The 16,161-nt window shown below is 72.0% G+C and carries 14 protein-coding genes and 1 pseudogene; 12 read left to right on the forward strand and 3 right to left on the reverse strand.

Going from position 1 to position 16,161, the window contains the following annotated elements; translation table 11 throughout:
* Positions 1–2: 2 nt before the first annotated feature.
* Complete coding sequence (locus AB0M59_RS32820; RefSeq protein WP_364623070.1) at positions 3–812, reverse strand: IclR family transcriptional regulator C-terminal domain-containing protein; 810 nt, start codon at positions 810–812, stop codon at positions 3–5.
* 139 nt (positions 813–951) lie between these two features.
* On the opposite strand from AB0M59_RS32820, the gene AB0M59_RS32825 reads away from it, so the two are divergent.
* The 5 genes from AB0M59_RS32825 to AB0M59_RS32845 all read left to right on the forward strand — a co-directional run bounded on the left by AB0M59_RS32825 (position 952) and on the right by AB0M59_RS32845 (position 5,686).
* Positions 952–2,367, forward strand: a complete 1,416-nt coding sequence (locus AB0M59_RS32825; protein ID WP_364623073.1) for an amidohydrolase family protein — start codon at positions 952–954, stop codon at positions 2,365–2,367.
* Between the two features lie 125 nt (positions 2,368–2,492).
* Positions 2,493–3,602: a hypothetical protein gene (locus AB0M59_RS32830; protein ID WP_364623076.1), complete on the forward strand. Its 1,110-nt coding sequence runs from the start codon at positions 2,493–2,495 to the stop codon at positions 3,600–3,602.
* 17 nt (positions 3,603–3,619) lie between these two features.
* Positions 3,620–4,117: a hypothetical protein gene (locus tag AB0M59_RS32835; protein WP_364623079.1), complete on the forward strand. Its 498-nt coding sequence runs from the start codon at positions 3,620–3,622 to the stop codon at positions 4,115–4,117.
* Positions 4,118–4,450: 333 nt separating this feature from the next.
* Positions 4,451–4,552: a hypothetical protein gene (locus AB0M59_RS32840; RefSeq protein WP_364623082.1), complete on the forward strand. Its 102-nt coding sequence runs from the start codon at positions 4,451–4,453 to the stop codon at positions 4,550–4,552.
* A gap of 18 nt (positions 4,553–4,570) precedes the next feature.
* The gene (locus AB0M59_RS32845; RefSeq protein ID WP_364623085.1) at positions 4,571–5,686 is read left to right on the forward strand and encodes an epoxide hydrolase family protein; all 1,116 of its coding nucleotides are present in this window, start codon (positions 4,571–4,573) and stop codon (positions 5,684–5,686) included.
* Here AB0M59_RS32845 and AB0M59_RS32850 read toward each other — a convergent pair.
* The gene (locus AB0M59_RS32850) at positions 5,674–6,492 is read right to left on the reverse strand and encodes a hypothetical protein (RefSeq protein ID WP_364623087.1); all 819 of its coding nucleotides are present in this window, start codon (positions 6,490–6,492) and stop codon (positions 5,674–5,676) included. The genes AB0M59_RS32845 and AB0M59_RS32850 overlap by 13 nt on opposite strands.
* Before the next feature lie 134 nt (positions 6,493–6,626).
* Between AB0M59_RS32850 and AB0M59_RS32855 the strand changes: the two genes are divergently transcribed.
* The 6 genes and pseudogenes from AB0M59_RS32855 (at position 6,627) to AB0M59_RS32880 (ending at position 12,969) form a co-directional block, all read left to right on the forward strand.
* Positions 6,627–7,253 (forward strand): TetR/AcrR family transcriptional regulator, encoded by a 627-nt coding sequence (locus tag AB0M59_RS32855; protein WP_364623090.1) that lies wholly within the window; start codon positions 6,627–6,629, stop codon positions 7,251–7,253.
* 63 nt (positions 7,254–7,316) lie between these two features.
* The gene (locus AB0M59_RS32860) at positions 7,317–8,024 is read left to right on the forward strand and encodes a hypothetical protein (RefSeq protein ID WP_364623093.1); all 708 of its coding nucleotides are present in this window, start codon (positions 7,317–7,319) and stop codon (positions 8,022–8,024) included.
* 214 nt (positions 8,025–8,238) lie between these two features.
* Positions 8,239–8,433, forward strand: coding sequence for a DUF6229 family protein (locus AB0M59_RS32865; RefSeq protein ID WP_364623096.1), 195 nt, complete (start codon positions 8,239–8,241; stop codon positions 8,431–8,433).
* A 363-nt stretch (positions 8,434–8,796) separates the two neighbouring features.
* A pseudogene (locus tag AB0M59_RS32870) lies at positions 8,797–11,339 on the forward strand (type 2 lanthipeptide synthetase LanM family protein).
* A 178-nt stretch (positions 11,340–11,517) separates the two neighbouring features.
* Positions 11,518–12,123, forward strand: a complete 606-nt coding sequence (locus AB0M59_RS32875) for a TetR/AcrR family transcriptional regulator (RefSeq protein WP_364623099.1) — start codon at positions 11,518–11,520, stop codon at positions 12,121–12,123.
* Positions 12,124–12,198: 75 nt separating this feature from the next.
* Complete coding sequence (locus tag AB0M59_RS32880; RefSeq protein WP_364623102.1) at positions 12,199–12,969, forward strand: alpha/beta hydrolase; 771 nt, start codon at positions 12,199–12,201, stop codon at positions 12,967–12,969.
* A 73-nt stretch (positions 12,970–13,042) separates the two neighbouring features.
* On the opposite strand, the gene AB0M59_RS32885 is transcribed toward AB0M59_RS32880, so the two are convergent.
* The gene (locus tag AB0M59_RS32885; RefSeq protein WP_364623105.1) at positions 13,043–14,434 is read right to left on the reverse strand and encodes a lysine 2,3-aminomutase; all 1,392 of its coding nucleotides are present in this window, start codon (positions 14,432–14,434) and stop codon (positions 13,043–13,045) included.
* Between the two features lie 131 nt (positions 14,435–14,565).
* Here AB0M59_RS32885 and AB0M59_RS32890 point away from each other — a divergent pair, with 131 nt between their 5' ends.
* Entirely contained in the window at positions 14,566–16,161 is a 1,596-nt protein-coding gene (locus tag AB0M59_RS32890) for an amidohydrolase family protein (RefSeq protein ID WP_364623108.1), read from the forward strand.

Below are 16,161 nucleotides of genomic sequence, written 5' to 3' on the forward strand. Positions count from 1 at the left end.
GGTCAAGACACCGCGGGCACGGTCACGTGCGGGACGTCGTGCAGCCGCGCGAAGTCGGCACTGATCTCCCCGGCCGTCTGCAGCAGCAGCGGCAGGTGGTGCTCCAGGAGCCGCTCCACCGGCGTCTCGGCGGCGTGGCAGTTGACGTTGACCCCGGCGATCACCCGGCCGGAGCCGTCGCGCAGCGGCGCGGCCACCGAGCGGATCCCCAGCGCGAGCTGCTCGTCGGTGAGCGCCCAGCCGCGGGCGCGGACCTCGCGCAGTTCGGCGTCGCGCTCGGCCCGCTCCGGCTGCCAGCGCGCGACGAGCCCGGAGCGGGTCGGCTGGGCCAGCACCGCGTCCAGCTCGTCCGGGGCTAGGGCGGCGAGCTGGACCTTGCCCAGCGACGTCGGCAAGGCGGGGAAGCGGGTGCCGATCTGGACGGCGAGCGCGACGATCTTCGGCACCGCGACCCGGGCGACGTAGACGATGTCGGAGCCGTCGAGCTGGGCGATCGAGCACGACTCGTTCGTGCGCTCGACCAGGCGTTCCAGGTGCGGGCGGGCGATGTCCCACAGGCCCATCGAGCGCACGTAGGCGACGCCGAGGTCGAGCACACGGGGGGTGAGGGCGTAGCCGCGGCCGCCGGCGCGGACGTAGCCGAGCTCCTCGAGGGTGAGCAGGATCCGGCGCGCGGTCGGGCGGGCCAGACCGGCGGCGGTGGCCACCTCGGCCAGCGTCATCTCCGGCCGGTGCGGCCCGAACGCCGTGATCACCTCGAGCCCGCGGGCCAGCGCTTCGATGAAGTCGGGACCCGTTCCCTCGCGTGGCATGCACGACCTCCCTCTGCAGTCCTGCCCGCAGCGTAGCGGCGGGGATCGTCGGGGATTGACACCGGCGCGACGCTGGGCAAAGGTGACTTCACCCTTGAGTGTCCGTAGAGCGGACGAGTGTACGCAATCGGAGGCAGCGATGTCTGGTTCGATCGTCCTGCGAGGCGGCACGGTGCTGACCCTCGACGACACCCACCGGGTGCTGCCCGGTCATGACGTCCTGGTCACCGGCGACGAGATCGCCGCGATCGGGCCCGCGCTGGAAGTCCCGGCGGGCACGACCGAGGTCGACGCCGCGGGCGGCATCGTCATGCCGGGGATGATCGACACGCACCGCCACCTGTGGCAGACGGCCATGCGCGGCTACGGCGCCGACTGGACGCTGACCCAGTACTTCGTCTGGTACTACCTCGAATGGGGCAAGGTGTTCCGCCCCGAGGACATCCACGCGGGCAACCTCCTCGGCGCGTGGGAGGCCCTCGAAGCGGGCGTCACGACCACAGTGGACTGGTCCCACGGCCTGCAGACCACCCAGCACGCCGACGCGGCGGCCGACGCGCTCGAAGCCGTACCCGGCCGGTTCGTCCTGGCCTACGGCAACATCCAGGACGCGCCGGCGAACTGGACCGGCACCCCCGAATTCCGCGACTTCGTCTCCCGCCGCACCGGCGGCGACCTGGGCTTCCAGTTGGCGTTCGACGTCACGGGCGACCCGGCGTTCCCGGAGAAGCCGGCGTTCGAGGTGGCGCGCGAGCTGGGCGTGCCGGTGACCACCCACGCGGGTGTCTGGGGCGCGACCGGCGACGACGGCATCAAGCTGATGCACGACCACGGGTTCATGACCCCGGAGACGATCTACGTCCACAGCGCGTCCCTGGCGGCGGACTCCTACCACCGGATCGCGGCGACCGGTGGGTCGGCGTCGGTCTCGACGGAAAGCGAGCAGAGCGCGGGCCAGGGCTACCCGTCCACCTGGGCACTGCGGCAGTACGGGATCCCGGTGTCGCTGTCGATGGACACGTCGGTCTGGTGGAGCGGCGACCTGTTCTCGGCGATGCGCACGACGCTCGGCGCGGACCGCTCGCGTGAGCACCTGGAGGCACACGCGAAGGGCGAGACCGTGACGCACGCGGCGCTGCGGGCGGAGCAGGTGGTGGAGTGGGCCACCCGCGGCGGCGCTGCAGCACTGGGCCGTTCGGACATCGGCAGCCTCGAGGTGGGCAAGAAGGCGGACGTGGTGCTGCTGAAGAACGAGCACTCGCCGGTGTCGTTCCCGCTGCTGAACCCCTACGGCCACGTGGCGTTCCAGGCCCAGCGCGGTGACGTCCACACGGTCCTGGTCAACGGCCGGGTGGTCAAGCGCGACGGCCGCCTGGTCGGCGTGGACCTCCCGGCGATCCGGCGCCAGGTCGAGTCGACGGTCGACCACCTGCGCGGGCAGCTGGGGGAGGAGGCCTGGGCGAAGGGCATGAACCCGGACATCCCGGAAGCGAAGATCCTCGACAACCCGTACACCTACACCGACTACCAGAGCGACACCACCCACGGCGGCTGAGGTCACCCACAGGAACCGCACACGGCACGCTCCGCACACCGACCGCTGGGCCGTTCCACGGATTGCCGATCGCACCCGTGTGACCACCGGTGACAGGCCCGTTCCCGGCAGCTCACCGTGGAGCCGTGGGGAACGCGGTCCTGGACGAGCTCGCCGGGCGGCTGCTGATCCAGTGCCGGCCCGCCCAGGCACGTGCCGCGGCGGAAATCGCCGAATCCTGGGACGCGGGCCTGGTGCTGACCGGCGGACGGCTCGAAGGAACCGTCCGAGCCCTGCGCGACAGCGGTTTCACCGGCCCACTGCTCTGCGACGCCGACCGGTACTCCGGCAGCAAGCGCGTCGGCGCCGCCCGGGGAACGCACCCGGCGTGGCTCGGCCGCCAAGCCGAGCTCGGCCTGCTCCCCCTGACCGATTCCGGGTACGTCGCCCTCTACGACATCCGGGGGCTCCGCACGATCCTGCGGACCGCGGCGCACCGGCGATCCCCGGTGGTGGCGGTGCTGCCGCTGGCCGCGCGCTGGTTCGCCACGAACCCCGCGTGCGACGCCCTGGTCCGCGAGATCAACGCCCACGGCGTGCCGATCGCGATCGCCGTCGAACACCGCGACGATCCGTTCGGCGTGCAGTACCTGGTCCGGCGGTTCCTGCGGCTGCTGACGGCCGCCACGGTGCCGGTGATCCTGCTCCGGTCCGACATCGCCGCCGTGGGAGCCCTGTGCCACGGCGCGCACGCGGCCGCGGCCGGCACGATCAGCGCGCTGCGGCACACGTACCCCCAGGTGCGGCGTCGTGGCGCGCCACGACCCGGTGTCTCGGCGTTCGTCACCCCGCTGCTGGCCTACCACCGCCTCGAAACCCTCGACCGCGTCTTCGCCGAGACTCCAGACCTGGCCCAGCTGTGGCCGTGCGGGTGCCCGGTGTGCGACACGCGGACACCGGCCCGGCTCGGATCCGCCGGCGACGCGACGCGGCATTCGATGCACGCACTGCTCGGGCTGCACGCGGACCTGAGGCGGGCCCGTACCCGGGCGGCGATGATCAGCTCGTGGCACGAGCACTGCAGTCACGCGCTCGGCGTGCACGAGCAGGTGTCCGAAGAGGTGCCGGGCTGGCGGGCGCCGGCGGGGGTGCGCGGCTGGGTCAAGTTCACCGACGACCCCCTTCCCGCCCGCGACGCCATCCCCGCCCAGGAACCGAGGGTGTCGCCGGCGCACGTGGCGGCACGCGAACCGTGACCAGGTACCGTTCGGCCGTGGTCCAAGTCTTCATCCAGCCCTCCTACGGCACCGCGGACGCGCGCCGGTACGGGGCCGAGTCGCTCGAGAAGACCGTGGACTTCCGCGCGCACGCCGATCTGCTCGACCCCGCCGACCTCGCCCGCCTGAACGCGCTGCACGCGAACGGCCGGGCGCGGTTCTGGGGCGCCAAGGACAAGTACGACCGCCGGATGGACACCGTCACCACCGGCGACGTCGTGCTGTTCACCGGCCGCAAGCACGTCCAGGCCACCGCCGAAGTGGGGCACGGCTTCCGCAACCCCGCCTTCGCCCGCCGCCTGTGGAACCCGGATCCGGGGAAGTGCCTGTTCAGCAACGTCTACAGCCTGCGGCGCTACCGGGACGTCGGGCTGCCCTACGAAGCGATCTGGGCCCTGCCCGGCTTCACCGCCGGCGACAACTTCATGGGCCTGCGATTCCTCGACGAGCCGAAGTCGGCCGCGGTCGTGGCGCTGCTCAGGTCCACAACCTGAGCAGGTCCTCGAAGTCCGCTGCGGACGACAGGGTCGCGACGTCCGGTACGTCGTCGAATACCAGCTTGAGACCGTGGTGGGTTCGGTCGGGAAAGCACCCCGCGGCGGGTCTCCAGCAGCTCGCCGATCGCCGGCGACGCGACCAACCGTGCCCGGAAGCCTGCCTGCAGCTTCACCAGGATCAGCGAATGGCCGTCGACGTCGACGAAGTTGTCGTCTATGCGGCTGTTGAGGCACACCCGGACGGCGAATCTTCACCTGGTTGTCGTTGCGGCCGATGAACTCCAGCCGCCCGTCCGGCAGCCACCGCACCCGGTAACGGGCGAGATCACGGTGTTCGAGTCGGTGGGGGTGGCGGTCGAGGACCTGGCGGCGGCCCGGTTCATCCACCAGCGGGCGGAGGAGACCGGCGCGGGAACCCGGGTCGAGTACTGAGTCCGTAGGGTTCGTCCCATGGAGCCTTTTGCCCCGCGGACCGCTCCGGCGGTCCTGGAAGACCTCCGCACGCGGCTGCGCGCGACGCGCTGGCCGGACGCGCCCGAGGACGCCGGGTGGTCGGCCGGCGTCGACCTCTCCTACCTGCGTGAGCTCGTCGCGTACTGGGCGGACGGGTTCGACTGGCCCGCTCGCGAAGCCGAGCTGAACGCCATCCCGCGGTTCCGGGTTTCGCTGGGCGGCCACGACATCCACTACGCGCACGTCCGGGCGGCCGGCCCGGCGCTCCCGCTGGTGCTGAGCCACGGCTGGCCGGACTCGTTCTGGCGCTACACCAAGGTGATCCCGCTGCTGACCGACCCCGGCGCGCACGGCGGCGACCCGGCCGACGCCTTCGACGTGATCGTCCCGGACATGCCCGGCTACGGGTACTCCTCGCGCCCCGCGACCCCGGTGAACTCGATCGCCGTCGCCGGTCTCTGGGCCGAGCTGATGACGGAGCTCGGCTACCCGCGCTTCGGGGCGGTGGGCGGTGACATCGGCAGCCACGTCAGCCGCTACCTGGCCCTCGACCACCCCGACCGGGTGGTGGCGGTCCACCGGACGGACGCGGGCGTGCCGGTCTTCACGGGCGACCCGGCCGGCCTGACCCCGGAGGAGCGCGACTGGATGGCGACGGTGACGGCCTGGGGCGCGTCCGAAGGCGCGTACGCGGCGATGCACCGCACGAAGCCCCAGACAGCGGCGGCCGCGCTGAACGACTCCCCGGCGGGACTGGCGGCGTGGATCGTCGAGAAGCTGCGTTCGTGGAGCGACGGCTTCCGCTTCACCAACGACGAGATCCTCACCAACATCACGCTCTACTGGCTGACGGAGACGATCGGCTCGTCGATGCGCATGTACCGCGCGAACGGCGCGATCCCGCCGGCCCAGCTGGCGCGCCGGGTGGAGGTGCCCTCGGGGTTCGCGCTGTTCCCGGGTGACATCGTCCGCCCACCGAGGGCGTGGCTCGACCGCACGGCGAACACGGTCCGCGTGACCGAGCCGGAGCGCGGCGGGCACTTCGCGGCGTTCGAGGAACCGGAAATCTACGCCCAGGAGCTGCGGGAGTTCTTCCGCCCCTACCGTACGTAGCGGCCGTTGACGGCGATGTGCGGTCTTCCGTGCGCCGCCCGCGCGACGCGGGCGAGCGGGACCAAGGTCGCTGCCAGTTCCTGGCCGGCCGAGATGTGGCGCGCCCAGCCGTGGTCGGTCAGCCGGATGCCGGTGGGAGTTCCCCGGAACGTCCGGCTCTCGCCGGGACTTCTGTCGCCGCCGCAGGAGAAGGTTTCGATTTGGCCGGCGCCCAGGAGCGCGGCCGTCTCTTCGACGGTGATCCACCGGCGGTCCGTCGACGACGGGCCTTCGCCGGTGTTGTCGTCGTAGCGGATCTTGCGCATCCTGGCCCCGTTTTCGTGCACAGCGGCCACGAACGTGAGGTAGTCCCGGGGGTGGGCGCGACGTTTCCGCAGCTCCGGCTCCTCGGCCGCGCGGAGTTTGAGCTCCACCTCCAAGACGCCGTCCCGTCGTGAGAAGGAGTCCACGAGGTTCGCCCGGATCAGGTCGAGCATCTCGTCGCGGGACAGGAGCCGCTTGCCTGCGCGGGAGACCTCCCCGGACGACCAGGCCCGGTGGAGGGCCATCGCGATGACGAAAGCGGCCCCGGCGAGCAAGACGATTGTGCTCACGATGAGGACGACGCCCCCGTCGGTCAGCAGGATGAGCGCCAAGCCGCTGAAGCCGCCGACGAACGTGGTGACCATGAGGAAATAGACCAAGAGCAGCGCGAGCAACGACGAACCCAGCGTGCTGTGTGGCCTGATCAGGCACGCGAGCAGGTTCACGGCCAACGCCAAGACGTTCAGAACGGCGATTCCCCACAGGGCCCACAACACCGGCATGGCGCCTCCCAGATTCGGTCGTCCCAGGATGCGCCGAACTCGGACACGTCGTCAAGACGCAATGTCTGGACACCCTGTCCGGACTTCGCGTCCGGCTAGGATGCGGGTGATCAGTTCCGGACGTGGAGTAGCCGATGCCCTCAGTCACCCGGCCCGCCGCCGGCAAGCGCCAGGATCGCCGAGAAGAGCTGGAACGACGCCTGTTCGCGGCCACCGAGCAGCTCGTCGGCGAGGGCGCGAGCTTCACCGAGCTGAGCGTCGAGCGCCTCGCCGTCGCCGCCGGCATCTCCCGCTCGACGTTCTACGTCCACTTCGAAGACAAGGGCGACCTGGTCCGGCGGCTCGCCACCACCGTGCTGAGCGAACTCCGCGACGTGGCCGGGGCCTGGTGGGAGACGGCGGAGCACGCCGGCCGAGCCGGCCTGACCGCTGCGGTCACGGCGATCGTGGACGTCTACCGCCGCCGGGCAGCGGCCTTCACGATCATCACCGAGACCGCGGCCTACGACCCGGCGGTCGCCGGCGAGCTGCGCACGCTCATGCAGTCGATCATCGACACCACCCGGGAGGCCATCGAACGCGGCCAGGTCGCCGAGGTGATGCGCCCGGTCGTGCCGGCCGAGACGGCGGCGGTCCTCACGTGGATGGTCGAACGGGCGGGGTACCAGCTGGTGCGCGGAGCCGACCCGGCGCGCGACGCCACCGTCATCGACGTCCTCACCGACATCATCTGGACCACGCTCTACACCACATCTCCCTGACAGATACCGGTCAGTTCCCGGCCACCCGTCCCCAGCCGCGGTGCTCGCCTCGATGATGGGTCCATGGGGTGGATCACCAAGAACGGCAAGCGAATCCACATCCGTGACAAGGGGACGGGTGTGGTCGTCGCGGCGGTGGCCGGGCTGGCGATCGCCGGGGGAGCCGGCGGCATCGGGGCCTCCGGGGGCGCGACGGGCGGGGCCGCCTCGGAGGCGCTGGCCGGGAACAGCGCCGGTGACGTCGTCGACTCGTTGCCGGGCCGCTCGCTCAAGACCCGCAACGCCGAGGCACGCGAGTCGGCCAAGCGCGGGAAATCGAAGGAAGCGTGGAGCCGGCTGAAGTTCAAGGAGCTCAAGCGCGAGGTCCGGCGGCTGGGGCGCGAAGGCGACTGCGTCGCGGCGGCGTCCGACCGGGTCCGGGAGTTCCTGGTCAAGACCCCCTGCACGGGACTGGACCGCATGCTGCTGGCCGTCGGGGACGGCCACGGCAACGCGGCGGTCGTCTCGGTGGTCCGGGTCGGGTTCCGGACGAAGAAGCAGGCCGGGGACTTCGAGAAGGTCGAGGCCGTTCAGGGCAGCGGTGACGTGCGGCCACTGGAGATCGCGGCCGTCCTGGGGATCTCCGGGGTGCGGATGACGGGACTGCACTACCGGTCCCGGCCCGACGGCTACGGGATGGTCGTCGCCGAGGCCGACACCGCGACCGGCCACGTCGACGGCGCGACCTTGACCGCGCTCGCCGACGTCGCCGCTTACCTGCCGGTGAAATGATCAGCCGAACTGCACCGATTCGGATTCTCCGAGTCCGTGCATATCGATGAACCTTCTGGGCTGGATCAAATTCCGGAAAGCGGCGAAAACCAACTTTAGTCGGATTCTTCAGCGGTGGCCCGGTTGCGCCCGAATGGTCGTCGAAGCGGGTGCCGCGGGCTGCCTACACTCCGCTGGTTGTGTTCTGATCCTGCGTCGACCGGGAGGTTCCGCCATGCGGACTGTTGATTCTGCTGCCGTTTTGGAAGGGTGGTTGTCGGGTTCGGAATCGGCGCACGGCCTGGCGAACCCCGCCGGCCCGCTGTACGTCGGCGGAAACGCCGCGGAGGCCGCGCTGGTCGACCCGGCCGACATGCTGTACGCGTTCTGTTCCAGCCCGAGCGGCTCGCACGGCAGCTGGTGCTGCTGACGACGTCGTAGGTCGAAAAAGCGCCCGCGTCTCCCATTTCCGGGGCGCGGGCGCGCTCGGACCGGAAACAGGCGGAGGCCGGCGTTGCTCGATTCAGCGGAAAGCGAAACCCTCGCGTTCGGCGGTCCCGTCGGCCGTCTCGCGCGGCCGTGGCGGGCCGGCCTGGCCGGCGACCTGGACGCGATTCCCGGCTTGACGCCGGACGAGCGCACCGTCGTGCTGGCGGCCGGGGTCGACGCGTTGCTCCACTCGCTGCACGCGAAAGTGTCCCGCGTGTTCCTCATCGAACTGCACGCCCGGCGGCTGGCCGCCGGCGGCACCGGGGACGACGCCGCGACCTGGGCGCAGTACATCGAAGACGCGATGCGAGACGACTACCTGACCAGCCTCGAAGGGCGGTACCCGGTCCTTTCCCGGCGGATCGAGCAGGTGGCGCGGTTGTCCGTCGCCGCCGTCGCCGGGTTCGCCGCGCGGCTGGCCGCGGACCGCCCGCTGTTCGCCGACGCGCTGCGCGGCCCCCTGCGGGCGGTCACGTTCGGCCGCGGTGACACGCACCGGGGTGGCCTGACGGTCAGCCGGGTCGACGTCGGCGACGGAACCATCATGTACAAGCCGCGGAATTCGGCGATCGACGTCGCGCTCGCGGCGCTGATCCGGGACGCCTGCGAGGACTTCCCCGACGCACCGGCGCCGGCCGAGCGGATCCGGGTGCCACCGGTGCTGCTGCGCGACGGCTACGCGTGGCGGACTTCATCGAGTCGCGCTACTGCGCCGACGAGCGCGAACTGGGCGTCTTCTACCGCAACATCGGGCACTGGCTCGCGGTCCTGCGGCTGTGCGGGGGCACCGACATGCACGCGGAGAACATGATCGCCGCGGGCCCGGTGCCGGTGATCGTGGACGCCGAGACGCTGTTCGACGCACCCGCGGAGTTCCCGGCCGGCGGTCAGGGTGACGCCGTGGACGTCGCGACCGCCGCGATCCGCCGGACGGTCCTGCGCACGGGACTGCTTCCGGTGCGCGGCACGGGGTACGCGCTCGGCGGAGTGGACATCTCCGGGCTCGGCGCGCTGCCCGGACAGCAGCCCCGCATCCCGGCGCCGGTCATCGCCGGCGCGGGCACGGCCGCGGCGCGCCTGGAGGTCGACCTGGTCGAGATGCCGACCGCCGGGAACCACCCCAGCCCGACCGCGGTGCTGCACGCCCACTGGGACCGCGTGGTCGAAGGCTTCCGCGAGATGACCGCGCACCTGCACCGGCTCGACACCCGCCCCGGCGCGGACGCCGTTCACCTGCTGCGGCACTTCGAAGGCGTCGAGGCCCGCCGGATCCTGCGCCCGACGCAGGCCTACGTCGACATCGGCCGGATGCTGTGGCACCCGGCGTCGCTGCACGACGAGCCGGCCGCGATCGAGCGAGGGCGCGACATCTTGCTCCGCAACGCGAAGGTCCTGCACGGCGCGCCGCAGGACCTCGCCACGATCGACGCGGAGATCGCCGACCTGCAGGCCGGCGACGTCCCGTTGTTCAGCTTCGAGGTGGACCGCGCGGCGATCGAGGCATCGGTGGCCGACTGGCGCGGGGCGGACCTGCCCTTCGAGGAGTCGATCATCCAGGACGCGCTGGTCGGGGCCTACCTCAACGAGCGGACCCTGCCTTCACGCCGCCAGTACCCGGCCCGCGACCCGCACTGCCGGGACCGGGAGCGCCGCCGCCGCGCACTGGCCGCGAAACTGGTCCGGCAGCTGTGTGACGGCGCGGTGCGCGGCTCGGACGGGACGGTCACCTGGGTCAGCCCGGTGTTCACCCCGGCGGGCTGGTCGATCCGGGTGCTGCCGGCGGACCTCTACACCGGCCAGGGCGGCGTGGTGCTGACCCTGGCCGAGTACCTGGCCGAAGTCCGCGCCGGACGCGCCGACGAGGTCCCCGGGGTGCAGGAATGCTTCGATGGCGCGCTGCGGGTGCTCAAGAGCGTCGAGGAGCTGACCGAAACGCCGTCGGCCGGGGCGTTCAGCGGGGTGGCGTCCCAGGTGTGGACGTGGCTCGCGCTGCACCGCGTGCTGGGTTGGGACTGGCTGCCGGAGCGGGCCGCCGAGCGGGCCGGGCAGTTCTCCGACGGGCGCATGATCGCCGAGGACCGCGAGGTGGACCTGCTCAACGGCGTCGCAGGTGCGGGAGTCCCGCTGCTCGACCTGGCCGCGACCGGCCGGCCGGAGTGGCTGTCGGTGGCCGCGGCGGTGGGGAACCGCCTGGTGGAGCTGGCCGTGCACGAGGACCACGGAGCCCGCTGGCCCACCCGGCTCAACCCCGAGGGCATCGGCGGGTTCGCCCACGGCGCCACCGGCATCGGCTGGACGCTGACGCGGCTCGCACTCAGCGACGCCGGAACACCGGCGGAACGGGACGCTTGGCGGGAGCTCGCCGAACGGGCGTTCGCCTACCAGGAATGGCTCTACCGGCCGGCAGCGGGCAACTGGTTCGACGCACGGATCGGCAGCGAGGACGACTTCTTCACCAGCTGGTGCCACGGCAGCGCCGGCATCGGGCTGGCGATGCTCGACCTGCACCGCCGCACCGGCGACCCGAGGCGGCTCGAGATGGCGGTCCGCGCCGCCCGCGCGAGCGCCGCCGAAGGCTTCGGCTGGAGCCACACCCTGTGCCACGGCGACATCGGCCTGTGGGAGGTGCTGGACGCGATCCGGCTCGCCGATCCCGCGTGGGACGGCCCGGACCGCGACGAGATCGACGCCGAGCTGCTGACGAGCCTCGAGCAGCGCGGCCCGGTCGGCGGCCTGGCGCGGGAGGCGTTCTCCCCGAGCCTGATGTCCGGGCTGGCCGGCGTGGTGCACGGCCTGCTCCGGATGCACCCCGGGCAGAACCTGCCTTCGCCGCTCCTGCTCGACTAGCGATCCCCGCCAGTGGACTCCGGCCGGGTTATGAGTGCCCGTCGGACGGGGGAGGCCGAGTGCGGGACGACGGTGTCAGTCGCTGATCCGGTGGTCCCGGCATAATGAGGCGCGTGATCTTGTCGTGCCCCTGTGGACCCGGCTGCACCGAGTCCGCCCCGCCCTTGAAGAGTCACCGTTGACCGACGACGCGGGCCGGCGGACTCAGGAGCAGCGCCGCGCCGAGACCGAGCGGCGCGTCGTCGACGCGGCGACCGAGCTGATCGCGACCTCGGGGTCGCGCCGGATCACGCTGGCACAGGTGGGCAAGGCCGCCGGCTACAGCCGGGGGATCGTCTACCACCAATTCGGCAGTCGGGAGCGGCTCGTCGAGGCCGTCCTCGACAAGGTGCAGCGGATGGAGCTGCCCGCGTACGAGGGGAACGGGCTCGAGCAGCTGGTCGGCATCGTGGAGACCTACCTGGAGGTGGTCTCGCGGCGGGCTCCGTCGACGCGGGCGTTCCTGCAACTGTGGTTGGAGGCCCTGGCCGCGGACCCGGTCGTGGCCCCGCTGTTCGCCGAACGTGACCGGGAGTTCCGGCGGTGGCTGTCCGAGGTGGTCGCGCGCGGGATCGCCGATGGCTCGGTGGTGGGCGACGCCGTCCCGGAGGGGGCGGGGGCGCTGTTGATAGCGATCGTGCGGGGCTGTTCGGTGCAGCTGGCGGCCTCGCCGGAAGTCGACGCCGCATCCGTCACCGGCGAGGCGGTCCGTGTGGTGCGTACCGCTTTCGCCGCCCCCGGCTGACGGTCGCCGTCCGTGTTGGAAGACGCGTGCCGAACTTACTTGCATTCATGCACGCAAGTATGCAGGATGGTTCGCATGACGGACACGACACCCCCGCTCGTCCTCGTTCACGGCAACCCCGAGAACGCCGCCGTGTGGGGCCCATTGCTCGCCGAGCTCGGCCGGGTCGATGCCATCACGCTCTCGCCGCCGGGTTTCGGTGTGCCGCTTCCCGCGGCGTTCGACGCGAGCGTCGCCGGCTACCGCGACTGGCTGATCGCCCGGCTCGAGACGTTCGACCGGCCGGTCGACCTCGTCGGACACGACTGGGGCGGCGCGCACGTCGTGCAGGTCGCGATGACCAGGCCCGACCTGCTCAACAGCTGGGCCTCCGACGCACTCGGTTTGTACGCGCCGGACTACGTCTGGCATCGCCGGGCGCAGGTGTGGCAGCAGGAAGGGGTCGGCGAGCAGTCCGTCGAGGCACTGTTCTGCGGATCTCTGGAGGAACGGCTGTCCGTCATCGCGGAGTTGGGGATGACCGGTCCGACCGCTGTACGCGTGGCGGCGGGTTTCGACGGCGAAATGGCGCGGGCGGTGCTGTCGCTGCTGCGCTCGGCGGTGCAACCGGTCATGGCCGACGCCGGACGGGACCTCGCCAAAGCAGCTCAGCGCCCGGGTCTCGCCCTGTTGGCGCTCGAGGACCACGCCGCCCCCAGCGGCACGGTCGCTCAGCATCGCGCGGCCGCGGAGGCGGCCGGCGCCGAAATCGCCGAGCTCGCCGTCGGACATTGGTGGCCGGTACAGGACCCACGCCCGGTCGCGGCCGCACTCACCGCGTTCTGGGCGCGAACGAGGCCGCTCTGAGCCGCCCATCGTCTGGTGGGGTGCACGGCTCACAGAGAGCAACTGCGAGCCGTGCACCCACCGGCTGTCCGGGTCAGGACCGGGGCTGGGCGTTCCACCAGGCTTGGCCGGCCTCCGGCAGCGTCGAGATCGGGTCGTAGTACGGGTACCGCCGCTGCAAGGCTTCGGGATCGTCCAGCTCGATGCCGGTCCGGTAGTTCTTCGTCCAGTAGGAGATCCCCAGCTCGCGGTCGTAGTCGGCCAGCTGGTGCACCCACCGCTTCCCGACGTAGGGCACGTCGCAGACGATGCGCGGGGTCGCGTACCCCGGCAGGTAGCCCATGATCGCGTGCTGCAGCTCCTGCGCCTCGTGCACCGACACCCGCCAGTGCTCGGCGTTCGGGATCATGTCGCACATGTAGAAGTAGTACGGCAGGATGTTCGCCTCACCCTGCAGCGCGAAGCACAGGTCCAGCAGCTGCGCCGGCGTCGCGTTGACCCCGCGCATCAGCACGCCCTGGTTGCGCACGTCACGGACACCGACGTTCAGCGCCGTCTGGGCCGCCTCCGCCACCAGCGGGGTCACCGACTGGGCGTGGTTCACGTGCGTGTGGATCGCCAGGTTGACGCCGCGGCGCTGGGCGGTCACCGCGACGCGCTCCAGGCCCTCGACGACCTTCGGCTGGAGCCAGTGCTGCGGCAGCGCCGCCAGGGCCTTCGTCGCCAGGCGGATGTCGCGGACCGTGTCGATGTCCATCAGGCGCATCAGGAACGACTCCAGCTGCGGCCACGGCACGTTGGCGACGTCGCCGCCGGAGACCACGACGTCGCGGACGCCCGGGGTCTTCTTCAGGTACGCGATCATCGCGTCCTGGCGGTCGACCGGCTTGAGCGAGAGCTTGTGCTTCTCGACCTGCTCGGTCGAGTTGCCCACCAGGTCCATGCGGGTGCAGTGGCCGCAGTACTGGGGGCACGTCGAGATCATCTCGGCGAGCACCTTGGTGGGGTAGCGGTGGGTCAGGCCCTCCACGACCCACATCTCGGCTTCGTGCAGCGAGTCGCGTTCCGAGTGCGGGTGGCTCGGCCACGTCGTGTCGCGGTCGCTCTTGACCGGGAGCATGTAGCGGCGGATCGGGTCGGCGTAGAACGCCTCGGTGACCTTCGCCGGGTCGGTGCCCGCCGTGGGCGCGATCGTGTTGATCATCTGCGGCGGCAGCAGCATCGACATCGTCGCCAGCTCGCGCTGGTCGGCGAGCAGGTCGTCGTAGAAGCGTTCCTCCAGCAGGTCGCCCATCAGGGCGCGCAGCTGCTTGGCGTTGCGGACGCAGTGCACCCGCTGCCACTGGGCGTCGCGCCACTCGGCGTCGGTCACGCCGTGCCAGCCGGGGAAGCGGCGCCAGTCGGGTTCCACGAGCTCGGCGCGGGCGTACTCGTAGGGCTGGTCGAAGGCGGCGGCAGGCGTCACAGGTTCCTGGATCGCAGTCACTTGTACTCCTAGTCGTCGGGAATGCGTTAAAATATCCTGTCATAACGTTCTCACGGAGTAAATCTTCCTGCCTGCTGGCCTACCTTCCCCCAGGTGCAGTAGGCACTGCCTCGCGGGGGAGACTCGAGGGCGTGACGGACGAACACACGACGCTCCTGCTCGGCGGGCGCGTCTACACCCCCGCCGGCCCGGACGCCACGGCGATGGCGGTCACCGGCGGCACCGTGGTCTGGGTCGGCCAGGACGCCCCGGCCCGCACGCTGCACCCCGGCGCCGAGATCGTCGACCTCGACGGCGCGTTCGTCGCGCCCGCCTTCGTCGACGCCCACGTCCACGCCACCGCCACCGGCCTGCACCTGAGCGGCCTCGACCTCACCGGCGTCCGCTCCGGCGCCGAGCTGCTGGCCCGCGTCCGCGACGCCGTCGTCCCCGGTCAGGTCCTGCTCGCCCACGGCTGGGACGAGAGCACCTGGACCGACTCCCGGCTGCCCAGCCGGGCCGACCTCGACGCCGCCGCCGGCGACGCGCCCGTCTACCTCAGCCGCGTCGACGTCCACTCCGCGCTGGTCTCCACCGCGCTGGTCGAGCTGGCTCCGACCGCCCGCGCCGCCGACGGCTGGTCGCCCGACGGCCCGCTGACCCGCGCCGCCCACCACGCCGTCCGCGCGGCCGTGCGCGCCGCGATCACCCCCGAGCAGCGCGAACGCGCCCAGCGCGCCTTCCTCGCCGAGGCCGCGGCCCAGGGCATCGTCGGCGTCCACGAATGCGCCGGCCCCGACATCTCCGGCCGCGACGACCTCGCCGCCCTGCTCGCCCTCGCCGGCCCGGACACCCCCGAGGTCGTCGGCTACTGGGGCGAACTCGGCGCCATCGACACCGCCCGCGAGCTCGGTGCCCGCGGCCTGGCCGGCGACTTGTTCGCCGACGGCGCCCTCGGCTCCCACACCGCCGCCCTGACGACGCCGTACGCCGACCACGCCGGCGCCGGCACGCTCTACCTCGACGCGCACCGCATCGGCGAACACCTCGCCGCCTGCACCGAAGCCGGGCTGCAGGCCGGGTTCCACGTCATCGGCGACGCCGCCGTCGCCGAAGTGATCGAAGGCTTCCGGCTCGCCGAGAAGGAGGTCGGGCAGCGCGCGCTCGCCGCCCGCCACCACCGGCTCGAGCACCTCGAAATGGTCACCGCCGACCAGGCGAAGCTGCTGGCCGGCTGGGGCGCCGTCGCCTCGATGCAGCCGCTGTTCGACGCGCTCTGGGGCGGCGAGGACGGCATGTACGCCGAACGCCTCGGCACCGACCGCGCGGCCGGGCTCAACCCGTTCTCCACGCTGGCCGCCGAAGGTGTCCTGCTGGCGTTCGGCTCCGACGCGCCGGTGACCCCGCTCGACCCGTGGGCGAGCGTCCGCGCCGCCGCCTACCACCGCACCCCGGGCTCCGGTCTGTCGCCGCGGGCGGCGTTCACCGCCCACACCCGCGCCGGGCACCGCGCGGCCGGCGTCAACGACGGGATCACCGGCAGCCTCGTTCCGGGCGCGCCGGCCCACTACGCGATCTGGGACGCGACCGATCTCGTCGTCGCGACCCCGGACAGCCGCGTGCAGCGCTGGTCCACCGACCCGCGCGCCGGCGTGCCACCGCTGCCGCGCCTGGAACCGGACGCCGCGCTGCCGCACTGCCTGCGCACGGTCCGCGCGGGTGAAGTCCTCCACGACGCCATCACCTAG

This window comes from Amycolatopsis sp. NPDC051371 (assembly GCF_040682155.1).
Lineage (GTDB): Bacteria > Actinomycetota > Actinomycetes > Mycobacteriales > Pseudonocardiaceae > Amycolatopsis.